Here is an 18,687-nt window from a genome sequence, read left to right as displayed (position 1 = left end):
ACTAAATAGTATAAAAAAGAGAGTATATCTATTTTTTATATACTCTCTTTTGAATTATTAGGTTTTACTTCATACCTATAATATTTTTAGATAATTCATTTATACTGTCAGATAGAGTCTGTAATTTTCCCTCAATCCTTACAAGTAAATACATACTAAGGGTTATAGGAAAGCCTACAGAAGCTATAAGATTTTGTAAATCAAATTCCATAAAATATACTCCTTTCAAAACTTATAAAGATAAAAGCTATGCAACTTAATGCATAGCTTTTTATTATAAGACTAAGTCGTATTCAGTAGTATCAGTTACTACTACCTTAGCTTCCACAGTAGCTACTATATTACCACCATTTGGAGCGAATATATTTTTTTCAACAACTAAGTCCATTGCTGATTTAATTTCTGTTTCTGTAATATCCTCTCTTGGATTATCAACTGATAAAGAAACTTTTCTATCATCACTTGTTAAAAATGACATAATAAGTTTTTTAGTAGTTTCCATAATTTATTCTCCTTTCTTTTTTATTTCAGTTACCCTTCTAGAGTGGTAGAATCTTGTTTTAATACTTCAAGTACAGGATAATCTTGAAGTCCCATAAGAGCTTGTGCTACATCATATACATCTTGGTTATTAGCATCATATTTTAAGTTTGAGTAAGTTTTAGATTTTACTATAGTGTTTCCTGTAGAGTCATCTCTTCCAGCATCTAATTTTACTCTTAAGCTAGATGGGTTATTCATAGTTGTAACAGCCATGTTATTACCTCCTTATTTGTTATTTAATATAATTATAGAAAGTTTTAATTTTATGTTATATTAAAGTATTTTATAAAAAAATTTTATTAAGTAGTGTATATATGAGTATCTTTAAATCCTTTTGAGATAGCTTCATTTTTTAGATTAACTGCATTATCTTTATTATTAAATGAGCCTATACATACTCGGTAAAATACTCCATCGTCAATAATAGATTTATTTACAAATGAAAGTAGGGTTGATGATATTGTATCTGATATGTTTTTTAGGTTTTTATCATTTCTTAAATAGTTTTCTACTTCTTTATTTGATATAAAGTCTATCTCAATTAAAAGAGCAGGCATTTTTGAGTTTTTGAGTACTGATAATTTTTTAGAATATTTAACTCCACGATTGGGTGTATTTATTTTAGTTGCTAGGTTATTGCATAGATTATTAGCAAGTGTTTGAAGTTTACTATTATCATCATATAACCATACTTCACATCCTTTTGCAGATGTGTTAGTTGCTGAATTTAGATGTATGCTTATAAAGTAGTCAGAGTTTTCATTGTTTGCTTTTTTAGTTCTATAATCTAGTGAATAGTATTTGTCATTATCACGAGTAGTTATTACTTTTTCAAATGCATTTTCAAGATTTTCTTTTATAATCATGCCTATTTTTAAGGCTATATCACTTTCTTTTAAGTTTGTAGGACCTATTGCTCCAGAATCTTTTCCTCCATGTCCAAAGTCTAGATACCATTTCATATTTTATTCCTCCTTAGTTTTAAAATCATTATTTATTAAAGGTTATAATAGTTTTTATTAAGTTTGATATAGAAGGATTTTACTATTTGGTAGGATGATAATTATTTGATGTAGAAATTATATGTAACTAAATTGGATAGGGGGAGTTGTATGTTAGAGTTTTTAACAGAAAGTGATGTTCCTGATAGTGTTAAGGATGTGGTTGATGTTATAGGTATAGATGCTTTTAAGGATTTGGTGAAGTTAGCTGGTGGAAGTTTGTTGTATATTCCTAATGAAAGTAATTTGGTTAAGCCTATTAGGAATAGAAGGATAAGGGAGGAGTTTAAGGGTAGTTATAGGGATATTTCCATGAAGTATGGGATAAGTGAAGTTCAGGTTAGGAATATTATTAATAAAGAGTGAATTGATTTTATTATAGATTTATTTTGAAATTATAGAATAAAAATAAATTATTTTTATGATACAATTATATTAGTATTAAGTATCAGGAGGTGACATTATGAATCCATTACAATTACTAGATATTCTTAAATTAGGAGAAAGTGAAGATTTAGAATGCAAAAAATCTAAAAATGAAGTTCCTAAATCGTTATGGGATACATATTCAGCAATGGCTAATACAAACGGGGGTATTATATTATTAGGAATAGATGAAGTAGATAATGAACTAATAATAACTGGAGTTGAAAGTGTAGACAAAGTTATAAAAGACTTTTGGAGCATATTAAATGGAGAAAAAGTTAATAAAAATATATTAAAAAATGAAGATTTAGAAGTTATAGATATAGATAATAAATCTGTTATAAAAATAAATATACCAAGAGCATACTATAAAGACAAGCCGATATTTATAAATGGAAACCCTTATAAAGGAACATATAAGAGAAATTATGAGGGAGACTATAAATGTCATGAGGATGAAGTAAAGGCAATGATAAGAGATGCCTCAGAACAAGGCGGAGATTCGATAATTTTAGAAGGCTATGATATGTGTGATATAGATGCAAATACTTTAAAGAGATATCGAAATAGATTTGTAGTAGTAAATCCAGATCATATATGGAATGAATTATCTGATGAGGACTTTTTAAGACAATTAGGTGCTATTTCAAAAAATAGAAGTACAAAACAAGAGGGATTAACATTAGCAGGGCTTTTAATGTTTGGGAAGGGACTAAGTATAAGGGAAGCTTATCCATATATAAACATAGACTTCAGAGATGAAAGAGATAGCAATGAAGAGGTCAGATATAATGATAGAATCACTATAGATGGTACGTGGGAAAATAATTTATATAATTTTTATACAATGGTAATTCCTAAATTAACCGAAGGGCTAAAAGTACCATTTTATATGGAAAATCTAACTAGAATAGATGATACATTAGTACATAAAGCATTAAGAGAAGCATTTGTAAATGCAATAGTACATGGAGATTATAATAGTCAAGGTACATTAAAAGTTATTAGATATAAAGATCATTATGAGTTTTCTAATGCTGGGAATTTGAAAATATCAAAAGAGGATATATTTAGCGGTGGAAATTCTAAATCAAGAAACCCTAAAATACAAACAATATTAAGGCTGATAGGTCTTGGAGAAAATATAGGGTCTGGATTTCCTACAATACTTAAAGCATGGAATCAACAACATTGGAGATTACCTCAATTAGAAGAAAATACAAATTTAAATATAGTGACACTGAATTTATGGATGGTATCACTTATACCAGAAGAGTGTATAATAAAAATAAAAGAGTTATATGGTAAAAAGTTTGACTCTCTTGATGAATTAGAAATATTAGCTATAGTTACAGCGTACTTAGAAGGACGCGTCACTAATTCAAGGTTACAAACTATTTGCAACAATCATCCTAATGATATTACTAAAATTTTATATGGATTAGTTCAGAAAGAGTTTCTTGTAGAAGAAGGATATGGACGTGGGAAGATATATCATATAAATAAAAATTACAATGAAGCTGAGGATGCAAATATTGATTTAGACTCTATTACAGGAGATGAAAAAAAGCTATTAGATTTTATTGTGACTAATGGGTATACAAATAGAAGTTTAAGTGAAATACATCTTGGATTTGATAAAAATAAAAATTTAAGGTTGTGTAATAAATTAATAAATAAAGGATTAATAAAGAAAATAGGAACTTCTAATAAAGTAAGGTATGTATTAAGTAATTATAAAGAAGATGACGCGTCCTTATAAAATGATTTAAATGATGACGTGTCCTTTAATAACAATGACGCGTCATTATTTAAGTATGACGCGTTATATTTTACGCTTAAGGATATTATAATATTTTAAAAAATGTGGATAACTTCTGAATGTAAGTAATATCAATCAACTGGTTTTGAGCGTAAAAAAAGATTTTGAAATGCTTCGCCCACGCAGTGGCTCAAGCAACGGACGAAGTCGTTGGCGACATGAGCGAAGCGAATTTTTTATAATTGTTTAAAATAAATAAGATTTAAAGTATACTTATATGATTTAAGAAATGATTTTGAATATTATAAAATATTATAAATGGAGACGATAGTTTTTATAAATTAATATAGGTGTTAATATTTATGCATTAGGAGAAATAGTATGGACAGAGTTAAAATTTATTCTAAATATGACCTTACAACTAATATGAATATAAATAATATTATTAATTTTACTAATAACTTTAATTATGAAATAGAAGAATATAATATAAATGATGTATTAGAATATTTTAATATAATTAAATTTAGTAAAGATAATGAGATTAAAGAAAGAATTATAAATGAAACAAATAAAAAATTTGATGAGGTATTAAAGATCATACAAAGAAGAATAGGGAAGTTTAATGGAAAAAATAAAGAAAGCTTTTTAAGTTTATATAATGAAGTAGATTTTATATATAGAGAAGATTTTTTTGAATTAATAAAACGGGATGATATTTTGAATAATATTAAAGATTTAGACTTTGAAGAGTTATTAAATAATCCTAATTTTCATTATAATTTAATACTTAAACATGAAAAAATAGTAAAAAAATTTGATGAAATTATAACTAAATATATGATAGAAGATAGTGAATGTGCGGAAATTATAATTGGTAAATATATATATGAAAAAAATCAAAATAGAGATGAAATATATTTACCTAAATCATTAACTCAAAATAACAAAGAGGAAATAATTGTTAAATATATTGAATCTGAAAATGTTAATCTAAGATATCTTGGAATGGTAATTAATTTTCCAAATAAATTTAAAGAATTAAATATTAGTGACAAAATTAAATTAAAAGCAAAGGGTAGGTATATACAGGAGAGTAATAAAATATTTAAAAATAGCACAGGTATAGAAACAGAAGTTGAAGTAACATATGATAAAAATCAAGAAGAACCTGTAATATATTCAGTTGATAAAAATATATGCAGAGTCAGTGTAAGTAGAAAATGGATTGAAGGAAATTTAGATTTTAATACACTTTTAAATAACTTTATTTATATATTTTCATTTTTTGATATGCAGATGAGATTAAGTTTAGTAAGTAATTTAAGTGAAATTGGAAGTTCAGAAAGACACATACTTCTTGAAGATAGTTATAATTATTATTGTAAAAATAAATGATAACTTATGTATTAAGCAAATTGCTAAGGAGAAAAAGTGATAGTATAAAAGATTAATTTTTACTTAAATTTAAGGAGTGTATATTTAGTTATGATATACACTCCTTAAATTATTTTATACTTATAATATTTTTAGATAATTTATTTATACTATCAGATAGAGTCCTCAATCCTTACAAGTAAATACATATTAAGAGTTATAGGAAAAGTAACAGAAGCTATAAGATTTTGTAAAGCAAACTCTATAAAAATACTCCTTTCAATAATATGAATATTTGTAATATCAATATATTAAAGTTATGAATATAACAATATTTATAACTATATTTTAATTTAACTTTATGGTATACTGATAAAGTTAATACCGTAGGTGGATGGCTACGGGGGTTTTTTGAATATTTTTATCCTCCATGGGTTATCAGTGATTTTTCACTATGCTCAAAGGAGGTGGTATCAGATATGCTTGAATTTATATTAGTAATGCTACTTTTGTTAGTTTTTATTAACTTAAATATAAAAAGTAGCATATTTTTTAATTACATAAGAATTAAAATCAAAGTAATTGGACTTGATATAGAAATTAAAAGCAAAGAAAAAAGCGCCCCATCCTGCAAAGATAAGCGCTAAATTCTTGAAATATTTTTTATTTATAATCTGATAGCCCCAAAACAAAATAAATGTTCTAAGGATACTCAGTGTTGGCAGCACTGAGTATTTTTTATTTATATTATTATATCATATTTTAATTATTTTTATATAAATTTATTTTGCAATATATAATAACTACAAACTAAATTTATATTATTTCATACTTATAATATTTTTAGATAACTCATTTATACTATCAGATAGAGTCTGCAATTTACCTTCAATCCTTACAAGTAAATACATACTAAGGGTTATAGGAAAACCAACAGACGCTATAAGATTTTGTAAATCAAACTCCAAAAAAATACTCCTTTCAAAAAAGCTATGCCAACCATTTTATATTACAACACCAAATCATACTCAGTAGTATCAGTTACTACAACCTTAGCTTCTACAGTAGCTACTATATCACCACCATTTGGAGCAAATATATTTCTTTCAACAACTAAGTCCATTGCTGATTTAATTTCTGTTTCTGTAATATCCTCTCTAGGGTTATCAACTGATAAAGATACTTTTCTATCATTACTTGTTAAAAATGACATAATAAGTTTTTTAGTAGTTTCCATAATTTATTCTCCCTTCTTTTTTACATGCATTACGCTAAAGTTGTAGAGTCTTGCTTTAACACTTCAAGTACAGGATAATCTTGAAATCCCATAAGAGCTTGTGCTACATCATATACATCTTGATTATTAGCATCATGTTTTAAATTAGAGTAAGTTTTAGATTTTACTATAGTATTCCCAGTAGAATCATTTAGTCCAGCATCTAACTTTACTCTTAAGCTAGATGGGTTATTCATAGTTGTAACAGCCATGTTATTACCTCCTTATTTACTATTTAATATAAGTATAGGAGGTTTTAATTTTATGTTATATTAAAGTATTTTATAAAAAAATTTTATACGTACTTTGTAAAATATATTAAATGCTAATAAATGAAATTAAAGAGTGCTATAATAAATAAGAATTTGTAAAAGATTAAATTTAATAATAATTATTATTCATATTATGATATACTTAAGAAAACCACTTTTTTACTAAAAATATGTTGGGAGGTTTAAAAGTGAAACTTGACGATATAACTAATTATATACAAAGTATATGTGAAAATATATGTACTGTTTTAGATGTTGATGTAACTGTAGTTTCTAAAGATTTAATTAGAATTGCTGGAACAGGCGTCTTTAAGGATAAAATATATGAAAAAATTTCAGATCATTCAGCTTTTTCAAAAGTATTAAAGTCACAGAAGCCTTATATTATTAATCGTGATTTAGAAGATAATTGTAAAATTTGTGTTCATAAAGAAGATTGCAAAGAATTAGTAGATATTTGCTCTCCAATAATGCTAGGAAGTAATAACTTAGGGATTTTAGGAATTGCTGCCTTTACAGAAGAACAAAAAAATAAAATTCTTTCTAAAGACCAAGAACTATGTGCATTTATAAATAGTATGTCAAACTTAATATCATATAAATTAGATGAATTATATAAAGCAGAAATAAAAACTGTTGAACAACTAGAAAAAGAAGAAATTGAAAAAGCAATAAATAAGTACGGCAGTAATACTCAAGAAATGAAACAAGTAGCTAAAGCTTTAAACATTGGAATTGCTACTTTGTATCGAAAAGTGAAAAAATATAATATAAAAACTGGTGAGTAAACTTTTAATAATATAAAAATAACCATACTAAAATGTTTTCAATAATTTAGTATGGTTATTTTTTATATAAATTATTATTGCATTATCATTTTGATAATAGTATAATAGCAATTATCAAAATGATAATAAAATAAAGGAGATTAATATGGGAAGTACATTTTTATCGGAATTTATGATGATTTCAAATATCAATACAGTTTTATTTATAGCATTACTAATAGGACTATTTTTTGTAATCAACAAAATAAAGAAAAGTTTAAATTTCACTAAGTTAATGCTAGTATCAATGGGAATGGGTACAATTTTAGGATTTATAATTCAGTACATAGCTAAGTTTCCTAAAGACCCAACACAAATTAGTTGGCTAAAAGAAGTAACTACTTGGTATGGTCTTGTGGGATATGGATTTATGGATTTATTAAAGATGTTAGTTATACCATTAGTATTAACATCAATAATAAGAGTTATTATGAATATGAATAAAGATGAGAATTTGGGAAAATTAACATCTAGAACCATATTAATGTTATTAGGAACAACGGCTATAGCAGCATCAATAGGACTAATTGTAGGTAATTTATTTAAATTAGGTATTGGTACTAAAGTTGTAACTAGTACTACTGAAATAAGAGAGATTAGTTCAGTAGTAGATACCTTAAGAGGATTATTACCCTCAAATATAGTAGCATCTATGGCAAATGCAAATATAGTTGCAGTAGTTATATTTGCAGCATTTATAGGAAATGCAATAAAAAGACTTAATAAAAAATATAGTGAGCTAATAAGACCATTTGTAGATTTAATTGAAGCTTTTTATAAGATAATAGTAAGTGTTTCTATAACAATAATTAAAATGATGCCATATGCAGTTATTGCATTAATGGCTAATACAATAGCACAAAATGGTATAGAGTCAATATTTGAAGTATTAAACTTTATAATAGCTTTATATGTAAGTGTTATCATAATGTTTGTAGTTCATTTAATAATAGTAACATTTAATGGAGTAAATCCAATAACTTATTTAAAAAATGTATCTAAAGCTTTATTACTGGCATTTACTTCACGTTCAAGTTTAGCTACATTACCAGTTACAATAGAAGCATTAACTGATAATATTGGGGTTGAATCAGGAACTGCAAGTTTTATTGGAAGTTTAGGCTCAAATATGGGGCTTAACGGATGTTCAGGCATATATCCAGCACTTATGATAGTTACTATAGCAAATATGGCAGGTATAAACATGGACTTTAGTTTTTATGCTATGGCATTAATAGTAATAACTATAAGTTCTTTAGGTATAGCAGGTCTTCCAGGAACGGCTACTATGGCTGTATCAGTAGTTTTATCAGGACTAGGGTTAGGTTCATATTTCCAATTAGCAGGAGGAATACTTGCTATAGATCCGATACTAGATATGGGAAGAACTATGCTAAATGTTAATGGAACAATGACTTCAGCTATAACAGTTGCAAATTCACTTGGAAAAGTATGTAAAAATGAATTTGTTGAAGATATAGTATAAAAACGGATTAATTAGACAGTAAGTAGTTGGGAATTTTAATATAATGTCGGTTTAGAAAAATAGGGGGATTTTATGGTTTTAGCATATATAAATTTTATTATGCTATTATCAGTGTACGGGTTTGAATATATGTATTAATACTTATGATAAAAGTATTAAAAATTTATATTAATAAAAATCATAGTTTTAAAATATTTTGAAAAATTTATATTAAATTAGATAAATAACCATACCTTATAATTCAAATTATTGAAAATACTAAGGTATGGTTATTTACAGTTTTAAGGCCATGTTATATTAAAGTATTTTATAAAAATTTTATTAGGTAGTGTATATATGAGTATCTTTAAATCCTTTACAAATAGCTTCATTTTTAAGGTTTACTGCATTATCTTTATTGCTAAATGAGCCTATACATACTCTATAAAATACTTTATCTTCAACAATAGATTTATTTACAAATGAAAGTAGAGTAGATGATATTGTATCGGCTATGTTTTTTAGGTGATTATCATTTCTTAGATTATTTTCTACTTCTTTATTTGATATAAAGTCTATTTCAATTAAAAGAGATGGCATTTTAGTATTTTTAAGTACTGATAAATTTTTAGAGTATTTAACTCCACTATTAGGTGTATCCATTTTAGTTGATAGGTTATTACATAGATTGTTAGCTAAATTTTTAAGTTTGCTATTTTCATTATATAGCCATACTTCGCATCCTTTTGCAGATGAGTTAGTTGCTGAATTTAGATGTATGCTTATAAAGTAGTCACAGTTTTCGTTGTTTGCTTTTTTAGTTCTATAGTCTAGTGAGTAGTATTTATCATCTTCACGAGTAGTTATTACTTTTTCAAGTGCATTTTCAAGATTTTCTTTTATTATCATTCCTATTTTTAAAGCTACATCACTTTCTTTTAAATTTGTAGGACCGATTGCTCCAGGATCTTTTCCTCCATGTCCAAAGTCTAGATACCATTTCATAGTTTATTCCTCCTTTAGTTGTTTTCTTAAAGGTTACAATGTTTTTTATTAAGTTTGATATATAAGGATTTTATTATTTTGTAGGAGGTTAATTATTAGGTGTCGAATTTATATATATGATTAAATTTATGAGGAGGGATAGTATGTTGGAGTTTTTAACTGAAAGTGATGTTCCTGATAGTGTTAAGGATGTGGTTGAGGTTATAGGTATGGATGCTTTTAAGGATTTGGTTAAGTTGGCTGGTGGGAGTAATTTGTATATTCCTAATGAAAGTAATTTGGTTAAGCCTATTAGAAATAGGATGATAAGAGATGAATTTAAGGGAAGTTACAAAGATATTTCTATGAAGTATGGAATAAGTGAAATTCAGGTTAGAAATATTATCAATAAATAAAGAAAATAGAACGTATTTAAATTACAATTGTTATACATTAAGAATAATTTATTATATATATCAAATTATATAAATAACCATACCTTATAATTCAAATCATTAAAAATACAAAGGTATGGTTATTTTTATTTTGTACTATTAAGTCTTGTAATCTATATGTTTTTCTAAAAGATGCTAAAAACTTATAGAAAATGAGTAAATTATAATATTAATTAAAATATTTGATATGAGTGTAGTTATTTAAATAATAGGCTCTGTTAGATAATTGTGTGATAAATAAGTAATAAAGATAGCTATACATATTGGAGTTTCCATTGTATAGCTATCTTTATGTAAACTATTTTCGTAATTTATTAATATTGTTTCAGAATACTATTTTGGATAAAACATTAATATGAATGCTTTAGCTATAGTATCTGTTTTATTAAAATAATAGTGTGATTTATTCGCTATAAAATGTATTACCTCTCCTTCATTAACAATAAATTCTTCACCGTTTAAATTTAATGTTAATGTTCCAGATGTTATTAGTGCATATTCTTCTACATTTTCATAGTGAGCTGATTCTTCTGTTTTAGATTTTGGAAGATATTCGTTAAAATAAATTTCAAGGTTTTTATCATTATCAAAATTTACTAATGGATAACAAGAATAACCATTTTCTCCAATAGCTTGTTTTTCAGAAAATTTATATATTTTTGCAGTATGACTATTTTCTTCTTTTAAGAAATAATTTAAAGGTATTTTTAAGCTATTTGCTATATTCCATAAAACAGTTATTGATGGATTTCTAATACCTCTTTCAATTTCACTAATCATACTTTTACTTACATTAGAATTAGTAGATAGTTCCTCTATTGTTAACCCTCTATTTTTTCTAATACTTTTTAAATTTTTTCCAATATTGATATTAATATCTCTCATAAATTAATTTCTTTCCTTTTTAGTTTATTAATACTTGACATAATTATTTTCTAAATTTATAATACTATTAATCTTATATACCGAAATTTTTATCGATATATCGAATTGTTGGTATTATTTCCCTATAACTTATCTGTTTATAAGTATAATTATATTACTTTTTTTTTAGTATTTAAATTAAAATTTTATTTATTAGTAGATATTATTTGTTATAGGTTCAAATTATATAAGTAATAAAATATACAATTTAATGGAGGAATACTCGATGAAAAAAATACTATTTGTTACAGATTTATATTATGAAGCAAAAGGAAGACTTTATTATGAAGAAGATTTATTTCTTACTTCAGAATTAAGAAAAGATTTTAATTTAGTTATCTGTAATCCTAAGGATATGAATAGTTTTACAGATGATTTTGATTTAACTATATTTAGAAATGCTGGTCCAGTAGCTAATTTTAAAGATGAGTATGAGCTATTTAGAAATAATGTGAAATTAAAAAATTTAAAAACATATAATTCTTTTAATGGCAAAGGAGATATGAATGGAAAAGATTATTTAATTGAATTAACAAAGAAAAATTTTGATGTTATAAAGACTATTGATACTATAAATGATTTTTCTAAACTTCCAGAGGTTGAAACATATGTCATAAAACCAAAAGATGGTGCTGATTCTATAGGTATGGAGTTTTTATCTAAAGAAGTTCTTTTAAGAAGAGTAGATAAAAATGATAAAAATACTTTAATTCAACCACTTATAAACTTTGAGTATGAAGTATCATTTTATTTTATAGATAAAGAGTTCCAATATGCCCTTTATGCTCCTGATAAAAATAGAAGATGGGAACTTAAAGAATACAAAGCAACTAAAGAAGATTTAGATTTTGCAAATAGTTTTATCGAGTGGAATAATATAAATCATGGAATCCAAAGAGTTGATGCTTGTAGAGATAATAATGGTAAACTTTTATTAGTTGAATTAGAGGACTTAAACCCTTATCTATCACTTTTAGATATTTCACCTAAGCTTAGAGATAAATTTGTAAAAAACTTAAAATTATCTCTACAAAAATTACTTGATAAAATTTAGTAGATAGCTATATAAAATGGATAGATACATTCATTTTGTATAGCTATCTATTTTATTAGTAATTTGATACGTCAAAATTGTTAATCAATATAAGCATGAATTTACGGGACTGTAGGTAGTTTTGTGTAAATACAAACTTACCTACAGTCTTTTTTGAATGTAAAATTGGTAAGTTTGGAATAATATTCATATTAAACTTTTGGAGGTAAAGAAATGAAAGATCAAAGAGAAATAATTATTCCAGATTTAGACTACCAAGCTGAAGTAAGAAAATGTAAAACCATGGAAGATGTAGTTGGTAAAAATGGATTAATGCAAAAGCTGTTCAAAGATATTATCCAACAATTGCTAGAAGCAGAAATGGAAGAGCATCTGGGAAGAGAAAGACATGAAAGAAGTAATGAAGCTAATCCAAACTATAGGAATGGATATAGTTCTAAAACTATTGAAAGTAGTTTTGGTGAAGTTGGCCTAGATATACCAAGAGATAGAAAAGCACAATTTGAACCGAAGGTTGTTAAAAAGTATGAAACTGTATGTAATGAACTAGATAAAAAAATAATAGGTCTTTATGCCTGTGGTATGAGTGTAAGAGATATCCAATCTGAAATGGAAGAACTATATGGCATTGATGTGTCTCCTGCAATGATATCTAAGATAACAGATAAGGTTGTAGAGGCTGCCGCCGAATGGCAAAGCAGAGAACTTAATGAAATATACCCAATCGTATATATGGATGCTATGCATTTTAAAGTAAGAGATGATAATAAAATAGTTTCAAAGGCAGCATATATATGTATGGCTTTAGATATGAAAGGAAAAAAAGATATATTAGGTATTTGGATTGGTGAATCAGAAGGCGCAAAATTTTGGCTATCAGTTTGTAATGATTTGAAAAATAGAGGCGTAGATGATATTTTAATTGCATGTATGGATGGTTTAAAAGGTCTACCTGAAGCAATTAAAACTGTGTATCCAGATGTAAGTATTCAAACTTGTATAGTTCATCAAATTAGAAACTCTCTTAAATATATAGCATCAAAAGATCAGAGAGAGTTTATGAAAGATTTAAAAAGTGTTTATAGGGCATTTAACGAAGAAACAGCACTTAAAAATTTAGATATTCTTAAGGAAAAATGGTATTCAAAATATTCTGTTGTAATAGATTCATGGTACAATAACTGGAGTAATCTGAATACGTATTTTGAGTATCCACATGAAATTAGAAGAATTATTTATACTACAAATGCTCTTGAGGGATTTAATAGACAGTTAAGAAAATATACTAAGGTAAGAACTGTATTCCCAACAGATGAGTCACTAAGAAAATCACTATATTTATCTACCATGAAAATTATGGAGAAATGGACCTCTCCAAACCAAAATTGGGCGTCTACTTTAGGACAGCTTACAATTATGTTTGGAGAAAGGATACCTAACTCTTACACAATATAAATTTTTTTGAAATTATGGAAAATTTAGTGTATAAATAACTAAATTAAACACATAATAATTGTGTAAAGAATTCCAGTATTAGTATTTCTCAAAAATAAAAAAATATTACTGGAATTTGAAATTTCCAGTAATATAAATTATAAAAAATCTTATTTACACAAATCTATAGACATTCTCAAATTTACATCTGAGTATATAATGATTATTATCCTGATTATACATTTCTAATGTAGAATCCAAAATCATATTTGTACATATAAAAATTTTAAATATTTTTATCAAAAATATCTTGTAACAGAAAAACTATAAGAAGTCATATGTAGCTTCGTCAATACACCCACCATAATTTTCACTTCTTTTTTCTACCCCCCCTATTCGCATTATATAACAATTGTGTACTTTTTACATCTTATCATTAATTCACAGCATTATAAACCATCTCTATATAATTAATCACACAATTGTCTAACAGAGCCAAATAATAATACTAATAAAATACAGATATGATATAATAAAATCAAAAATAAAAAGGAGATATTAATATGGAAAGAAGATTATTAAATCCTAAAATAGATTTTGTATTTAAGAAGATATTTGGCTCAGAGAAACATCCAGGGGTGTTAATATCATTTTTAAATGCAGTACTAAAACCTAAAAATAATATAACAGATGTTGAAATAAAAAATACAGATATAGATAAGTCGTACATAGAGGATAAGTTTTCAAGATTGGATGTAAAGGCAGTAACAAGTAAAAATGAAATTATAAATATAGAAATTCAATTAAAAAATGAATACAATATGATACAAAGAAGTTTATACTATTGGAGCAAATTATATGAAGAGCAACTAGAAGAAGGGGATAGATATGATAAGCTGTGTAGAACAGTATGCATAAATATATTAGATTTTAAATATTTAAAAAATGATAGGTTACATAATGGATATAGATTAAAGGAAATTGAAACTAATGAAGAATTAACAGATTTAGAAGAAATTCATTTTATAGAAATACCGAAACTTAAAAAGATAAACTCAGAAAAAGATATAGTAGATGTATTAGAGGGATGGGTAGAGTTTTTAAGGGATCCTGAAAGTGAAGTAGTAAGAAAGTTAGAAATGACTAATAAAGAAATTAGAGAAGCTAAAGATGAACTTTATAGATTGAGTATGGATGAAAAAGAAAGAGCGTTATATTTTATAAGGGAGAAATCTATAAGGGATGAGATAAGTGCTTTAGCTAATGCAGAGGAAAAGGGGATGGAAAGAGGAATTAAGAAAGGAGAAAGAAATAAAGCTATTGAAATAGCTAAATCACTTTTAGATGTACTTGATATAGAAACTATATCTATAAAGACAGGGCTTAGTATAAAGGAAATAGAAGATATTGCAGTAATGAAAAAGTAGAATAAATATATATAAGATGTAGTGAATAATTTTAATATATTACAAATAATGTATATAAAATTATAAAATAACCATACCTTATAATTCAAATCATTGAAAATACAAAGGTATGGTTATTTTTATTACAACATTATCTCAAAGTCAGCTAAAATATCCTAGCAAAATAATATCATCATAAAAAGGGACTGTAGGTAACATTATATTTCAAAAACTTACTTACAGTCTAATTAACACTATCTATTTAATATAAACTTATCTATAACCTTAGCCACGCCATGCTCATTATTACTACAAGTCACATAATTAGCAATCTCCTTGATACTATCCCTAGCATTACCCATAGCAACACCAAGACCAGCCATTTTTATCATATGTTGGTCATTTTCCTCATCACCAACAGCAATTGACTTACTTAAAGGTATATTTATAGTATTACATAGAGCTTCAAGAGCAGTACCCTTATTAGCATTCTTATTTAAAAACTCTAAGAAAAATGGAGCAGACCTAACTATAGTATACTTATCAAATAAATCTTTAGGTATATTTTTTATAACCTCTTCTAATTTCTCAGGTTCATCTATAATCATTATCTTACAGAATGTTATATCATCATTTATATCTTCTTCATTCATAGAAACTATATCGATATTATTAAGAGTTGCTTCATGTATTGTATATTTGCTTGGAGTCTCTTCTGGTATTATAAGATTAGTTGGCGTATTTATATGTACATGAGTATTATTCTCTTTAGCTAAATTATTTATTAATACAAAATCATCATGGCACATTTCAATATTAGATAAAATCTTTTTACTCTTAACCTCTTGAACTACAGCACCATTAAAACATATAACATAATCCCCATCATCATTTAAGTTTAATTCATCAAGTAAAGGTGTAACCCCAGGTAATGGTCTACCAGTAGATAAAACTACTTTTGCACCAGATTTTTTTGCTTCTTGAATAGAATTAAAAACTTCATTTGTTATTTTTTTTTCACTATTTAATAACGTACCATCAATATCTAAAGCTATTAATTTATACATATTTCCCTCCAGAGTATATATTTAAAACTTAAAATAATTATATCAATATTTATTAATTTTATAAATAATAAATTAACATTACTTAGTTACAGAAATATACACTTAATAATCTATTGATTAAACTATTTATTTGATATATAAAAAAACATACAACTTAGGATATAATTAATATGAAGGAGTGATATTATGAAATTTTCAGATTATAAATATGAAAGACCAATATATGAAGAAGTTAAAAAAGAATTTATAAGTATAATTGATAAGATAAATAATTCTTGTACATATGAAGAACAAAAAGAAAACATAAAAAAACTTAATATACTTAGAAATAATGTAGAAACTATGGCTACATTATCATCTATAAGACATAGCATAAATACTTTAGATGAATTTTACGAAAAAGAAAGAGAGTATTGGGATGAGTATTCTCCATTATATGAGGAATTAAATTCATTATTTTATAAGTCAGTTATAAATTCTAAATTCAAAGATAATATAGCAAAAGACTTTGGAAAGCAATTTATAGATATAGCAGATTATTCTTTAAAATCTTTTTCATCAGAGATAATAAAGGATTTACAGGAAGAAAATAAATTATGTTCTAAATACACTAAATTATTAGCATCTGCAAAAATAGATTTTGAAGGAGAAGAAAGAAATCTATCTGGTATGGGAAAATTCATGTCATCAACAGATAGAGATGTTAGAATAAAAGCATCAAACGCATATTATAATTTCTTTAAAGAAAATGAAGAGCAATTTGATGATATTTTTGATCAATTAGTAAAGATAAGAACTACAATTGCTAAGAAATTAAATTTTGATAGCTTCGTTGAATTAGGATATATAAGAATGATGAGAACTGATTACAATGCTGAAATGGTTAAAAATTTCAGATCTCAAGTTTTAAAATATATAGTACCTGTTGCTAGTAAGCTTTATAAAAGACAAGAAGAAAGATTAGGATTAGATAAACTTACATATGTAGATGAAGGGTTTGAATTTTCAAGTGGAAATGCAACTCCAAAGGGAAGCTCTGAATATATAATGGAAAGTGGTAAAAAAATGTATTCAGAACTGTCAAAGGAAACTAAAGAGTTTTTTGATTTTATGATGGAAAATGAGCTTATGGACTTAGTAACTAAAAAAGGAAAAGCAGCAGGAGGGTATTGTACATATATACCAAACTACAAGGCACCATTTATATTTTCAAACTTTAATCAAACTTCAGATGACATAGATGTATTAACTCATGAAGCAGGTCATGCATTTCAATTATATATGTCAACTTGGATTGATATGCCAGAAATAAATTTCCCAACATTTGAAAGTTGTGAAATACACTCTATGAGTATGGAATTTATAACATGGCCTTGGATGGATTTATTCTTTAAAGAAGACACTGAAAAATATAAGTTTATACATTTGGGATCAGCTATTAAATTTATACCTTATGGAATAGTTGTAGATGAATTCCAACACTATATATATGAAAATCCAAATATGACAAAAGAAGAACGAAAAAATACTTGGAGAGAATTAGAAAAAAAATACCTACCTCATAAAAATTATGAAGGATGTGATTTTTTAGAAAAAGGAACATGGTGGTTTAAGCAAGGACATATATTTAAAAATCCATTTTATTATATAGACTATACATTAGCTCAAATATGTTCGCTTCAATTTTGGAAAAAAATAAGAGAAGATAAAGAAAACGGATGGAATGATTACTTAAATATATGCAAAGTCGGAGGAACTAAATCATTCTTAGAGATTGTTAAAATAGGTAACTTAATATCTCCATTTGAAGATGGATGTGTTGAAAGTGTAATAGGAACTATAGAAAATTGGATAGATAATGTTGATGATAAGTCTCTTTAGGCAGTTAAATAATAAACTAACATGAAAAAGTTAATTAACTCGTTGTGCTAGTTAATTTTTTCAATAATAAAACTCCAACAAATATAGCAACCTAAGATTATCAATACTAATTTAAAGGAGGTTTACTATATGATGTTGGAGCTTAATAATTATTATATCCAGGAGTTAGAAAATTTAACAGATTTGTTTACAAATATTTTTGTAATTATAGATGATATATACAATGAAATTATACCTATTGGTATAATGAATAGACGTAATATTAAGGATAGCAAACTTTCAGATAGTGAGATAATTACTATTAGTATAGTTGGAGAACTTTTAACTATTGACTCAGAGAAATCATTTTTTAGTTTATTAAAAAGAGAATATAAAGAACTATTTCCAAGATTAGGAGATAGAACTAGATTTAATAGAACTAAAAGAAATTTACATTTAGTAATATCTAAAATAAGAGGATATATATCTGAATTTATGCAACTTTACTCTAACAATATAAGAGTTATAGATAGTATGCCTATTCCTGTATGTGA

21 protein-coding genes and 1 pseudogene are annotated in these 18,687 nt (G+C 25.7%); 12 read left to right on the top strand and 10 right to left on the bottom strand.

Annotation, left to right across the window (positions count from 1 at the left end):
- Positions 1 to 64: 64 nt before the first annotated feature.
- The 4 genes from BN7997_RS12635 to BN7997_RS12620 all read right to left on the bottom strand — a co-directional run bounded on the left by BN7997_RS12635 (position 65) and on the right by BN7997_RS12620 (position 1,505).
- Complete coding sequence (locus BN7997_RS12635; protein WP_071121109.1) at positions 65 to 211, bottom strand: YvrJ family protein; 147 nt, start codon at positions 209 to 211, stop codon at positions 65 to 67.
- 63 nt (positions 212 to 274) lie between these two features.
- A complete protein-coding gene (locus BN7997_RS12630) occupies positions 275 to 502 on the bottom strand; it encodes a DUF2922 domain-containing protein (RefSeq protein ID WP_071121108.1) in 228 nt (75 codons plus the stop codon).
- 29 nt (positions 503 to 531) lie between these two features.
- Complete coding sequence (locus BN7997_RS12625; RefSeq protein WP_071121107.1) at positions 532 to 756, bottom strand: DUF1659 domain-containing protein; 225 nt, start codon at positions 754 to 756, stop codon at positions 532 to 534.
- 86 nt (positions 757 to 842) lie between these two features.
- Positions 843 to 1,505 (bottom strand): N-acetylmuramoyl-L-alanine amidase, encoded by a 663-nt coding sequence (locus tag BN7997_RS12620; RefSeq protein WP_071121106.1) that lies wholly within the window; start codon positions 1,503 to 1,505, stop codon positions 843 to 845.
- Positions 1,506 to 1,655: 150 nt separating this feature from the next.
- Here BN7997_RS12620 and BN7997_RS12615 point away from each other — a divergent pair, with 150 nt between their 5' ends.
- The 4 genes from BN7997_RS12615 to BN7997_RS15845 all read left to right on the top strand — a co-directional run bounded on the left by BN7997_RS12615 (position 1,656) and on the right by BN7997_RS15845 (position 5,756).
- Entirely contained in the window at positions 1,656 to 1,910 is a 255-nt protein-coding gene (locus tag BN7997_RS12615) for a Mor transcription activator family protein (RefSeq protein WP_071121105.1), read from the top strand.
- Positions 1,911 to 2,007: 97 nt separating this feature from the next.
- Positions 2,008 to 3,732 (top strand): RNA-binding domain-containing protein, encoded by a 1,725-nt coding sequence (locus tag BN7997_RS12610; protein WP_071121104.1) that lies wholly within the window; start codon positions 2,008 to 2,010, stop codon positions 3,730 to 3,732.
- Positions 3,733 to 4,113: 381 nt separating this feature from the next.
- Positions 4,114 to 5,130, top strand: a complete 1,017-nt coding sequence (locus BN7997_RS12605) for a hypothetical protein (RefSeq protein ID WP_071121103.1) — start codon at positions 4,114 to 4,116, stop codon at positions 5,128 to 5,130.
- Between the two features lie 458 nt (positions 5,131 to 5,588).
- The gene (locus BN7997_RS15845) at positions 5,589 to 5,756 is read left to right on the top strand and encodes a hypothetical protein (protein WP_195906824.1); all 168 of its coding nucleotides are present in this window, start codon (positions 5,589 to 5,591) and stop codon (positions 5,754 to 5,756) included.
- Between the two features lie 174 nt (positions 5,757 to 5,930).
- Here BN7997_RS15845 and BN7997_RS12600 read toward each other — a convergent pair whose 3' ends face one another.
- Genes BN7997_RS12600 through BN7997_RS12590 form a run of 3 tightly spaced genes read right to left on the bottom strand, consistent with a single transcriptional unit; the run spans position 5,931 to position 6,597 of the window.
- Positions 5,931 to 6,077 carry a YvrJ family protein gene (locus BN7997_RS12600; RefSeq protein ID WP_071121102.1) on the bottom strand — a complete coding sequence of 49 codons (147 nt, stop codon included), beginning with the start codon at positions 6,075 to 6,077 and terminating at the stop codon, positions 5,931 to 5,933.
- Positions 6,078 to 6,118: 41 nt separating this feature from the next.
- Positions 6,119 to 6,346 carry a DUF2922 domain-containing protein gene (locus tag BN7997_RS12595; RefSeq protein WP_071121101.1) on the bottom strand — a complete coding sequence of 76 codons (228 nt, stop codon included), beginning with the start codon at positions 6,344 to 6,346 and terminating at the stop codon, positions 6,119 to 6,121.
- 29 nt (positions 6,347 to 6,375) lie between these two features.
- Positions 6,376 to 6,597 carry a DUF1659 domain-containing protein gene (locus tag BN7997_RS12590; RefSeq protein ID WP_071121100.1) on the bottom strand — a complete coding sequence of 74 codons (222 nt, stop codon included), beginning with the start codon at positions 6,595 to 6,597 and terminating at the stop codon, positions 6,376 to 6,378.
- A 248-nt stretch (positions 6,598 to 6,845) separates the two neighbouring features.
- Here BN7997_RS12590 and BN7997_RS12585 point away from each other — a divergent pair, with 248 nt between their 5' ends.
- Together BN7997_RS12585 and BN7997_RS12580 are read left to right on the top strand one after the other, a co-directional pair.
- On the top strand, positions 6,846 to 7,445 hold the full coding sequence (locus tag BN7997_RS12585; RefSeq protein WP_071121099.1) for a helix-turn-helix domain-containing protein: 600 nt from the start codon (positions 6,846 to 6,848) through the stop codon (positions 7,443 to 7,445).
- A 145-nt stretch (positions 7,446 to 7,590) separates the two neighbouring features.
- Entirely contained in the window at positions 7,591 to 8,970 is a 1,380-nt protein-coding gene (locus BN7997_RS12580; RefSeq protein ID WP_071121098.1) for a cation:dicarboxylate symporter family transporter, read from the top strand.
- Between the two features lie 321 nt (positions 8,971 to 9,291).
- On the opposite strand, the gene BN7997_RS12575 is transcribed toward BN7997_RS12580, so the two are convergent.
- Entirely contained in the window at positions 9,292 to 9,954 is a 663-nt protein-coding gene (locus tag BN7997_RS12575) for an N-acetylmuramoyl-L-alanine amidase family protein (RefSeq protein WP_071121097.1), read from the bottom strand.
- Positions 9,955 to 10,097: 143 nt separating this feature from the next.
- Here BN7997_RS12575 and BN7997_RS12570 point away from each other — a divergent pair, with 143 nt between their 5' ends.
- Positions 10,098 to 10,349 (top strand): Mor transcription activator family protein, encoded by a 252-nt coding sequence (locus BN7997_RS12570; RefSeq protein ID WP_071121096.1) that lies wholly within the window; start codon positions 10,098 to 10,100, stop codon positions 10,347 to 10,349.
- Between the two features lie 372 nt (positions 10,350 to 10,721).
- Here the strand turns inward: BN7997_RS12570 and BN7997_RS12565 are convergent, their stop codons facing one another.
- A complete protein-coding gene (locus BN7997_RS12565) occupies positions 10,722 to 11,273 on the bottom strand; it encodes a helix-turn-helix domain-containing protein (RefSeq protein WP_071121095.1) in 552 nt (183 codons plus the stop codon).
- Between the two features lie 265 nt (positions 11,274 to 11,538).
- Between BN7997_RS12565 and BN7997_RS12560 the strand changes: the two genes are divergently transcribed.
- The 3 genes from BN7997_RS12560 to BN7997_RS12550 all read left to right on the top strand — a co-directional run bounded on the left by BN7997_RS12560 (position 11,539) and on the right by BN7997_RS12550 (position 15,227).
- Entirely contained in the window at positions 11,539 to 12,366 is an 828-nt protein-coding gene (locus BN7997_RS12560) for a hypothetical protein (protein ID WP_071121094.1), read from the top strand.
- 213 nt (positions 12,367 to 12,579) lie between these two features.
- Positions 12,580 to 13,821 carry an IS256 family transposase gene (locus tag BN7997_RS12555; protein ID WP_071120551.1) on the top strand — a complete coding sequence of 414 codons (1,242 nt, stop codon included), beginning with the start codon at positions 12,580 to 12,582 and terminating at the stop codon, positions 13,819 to 13,821.
- Positions 13,822 to 14,363: 542 nt separating this feature from the next.
- Entirely contained in the window at positions 14,364 to 15,227 is an 864-nt protein-coding gene (locus tag BN7997_RS12550) for an Rpn family recombination-promoting nuclease/putative transposase (RefSeq protein WP_071121093.1), read from the top strand.
- A gap of 233 nt (positions 15,228 to 15,460) precedes the next feature.
- Here the strand turns inward: BN7997_RS12550 and yidA are convergent, their stop codons facing one another.
- A complete protein-coding gene (gene yidA, locus BN7997_RS12545) occupies positions 15,461 to 16,273 on the bottom strand; it encodes a sugar-phosphatase (RefSeq protein ID WP_071121092.1) in 813 nt (270 codons plus the stop codon).
- 186 nt (positions 16,274 to 16,459) lie between these two features.
- Between yidA and BN7997_RS12540 the strand changes: the two genes are divergently transcribed.
- Positions 16,460 to 18,154, top strand: coding sequence for a M3 family oligoendopeptidase (locus BN7997_RS12540; protein ID WP_071121091.1), 1,695 nt, complete (start codon positions 16,460 to 16,462; stop codon positions 18,152 to 18,154).
- Between the two features lie 132 nt (positions 18,155 to 18,286).
- Positions 18,287 to 18,687, top strand: a pseudogene (locus tag BN7997_RS15840) (IS982 family transposase); the annotation flags it as partial.

This window comes from Romboutsia timonensis (assembly GCF_900106845.1).
Lineage (GTDB): Bacteria > Bacillota > Clostridia > Peptostreptococcales > Peptostreptococcaceae > Romboutsia > Romboutsia timonensis.
The sequence above is the reverse complement of the archived record's forward strand: the minus strand, read 5'-3'. Positions and strand labels throughout refer to the sequence as shown.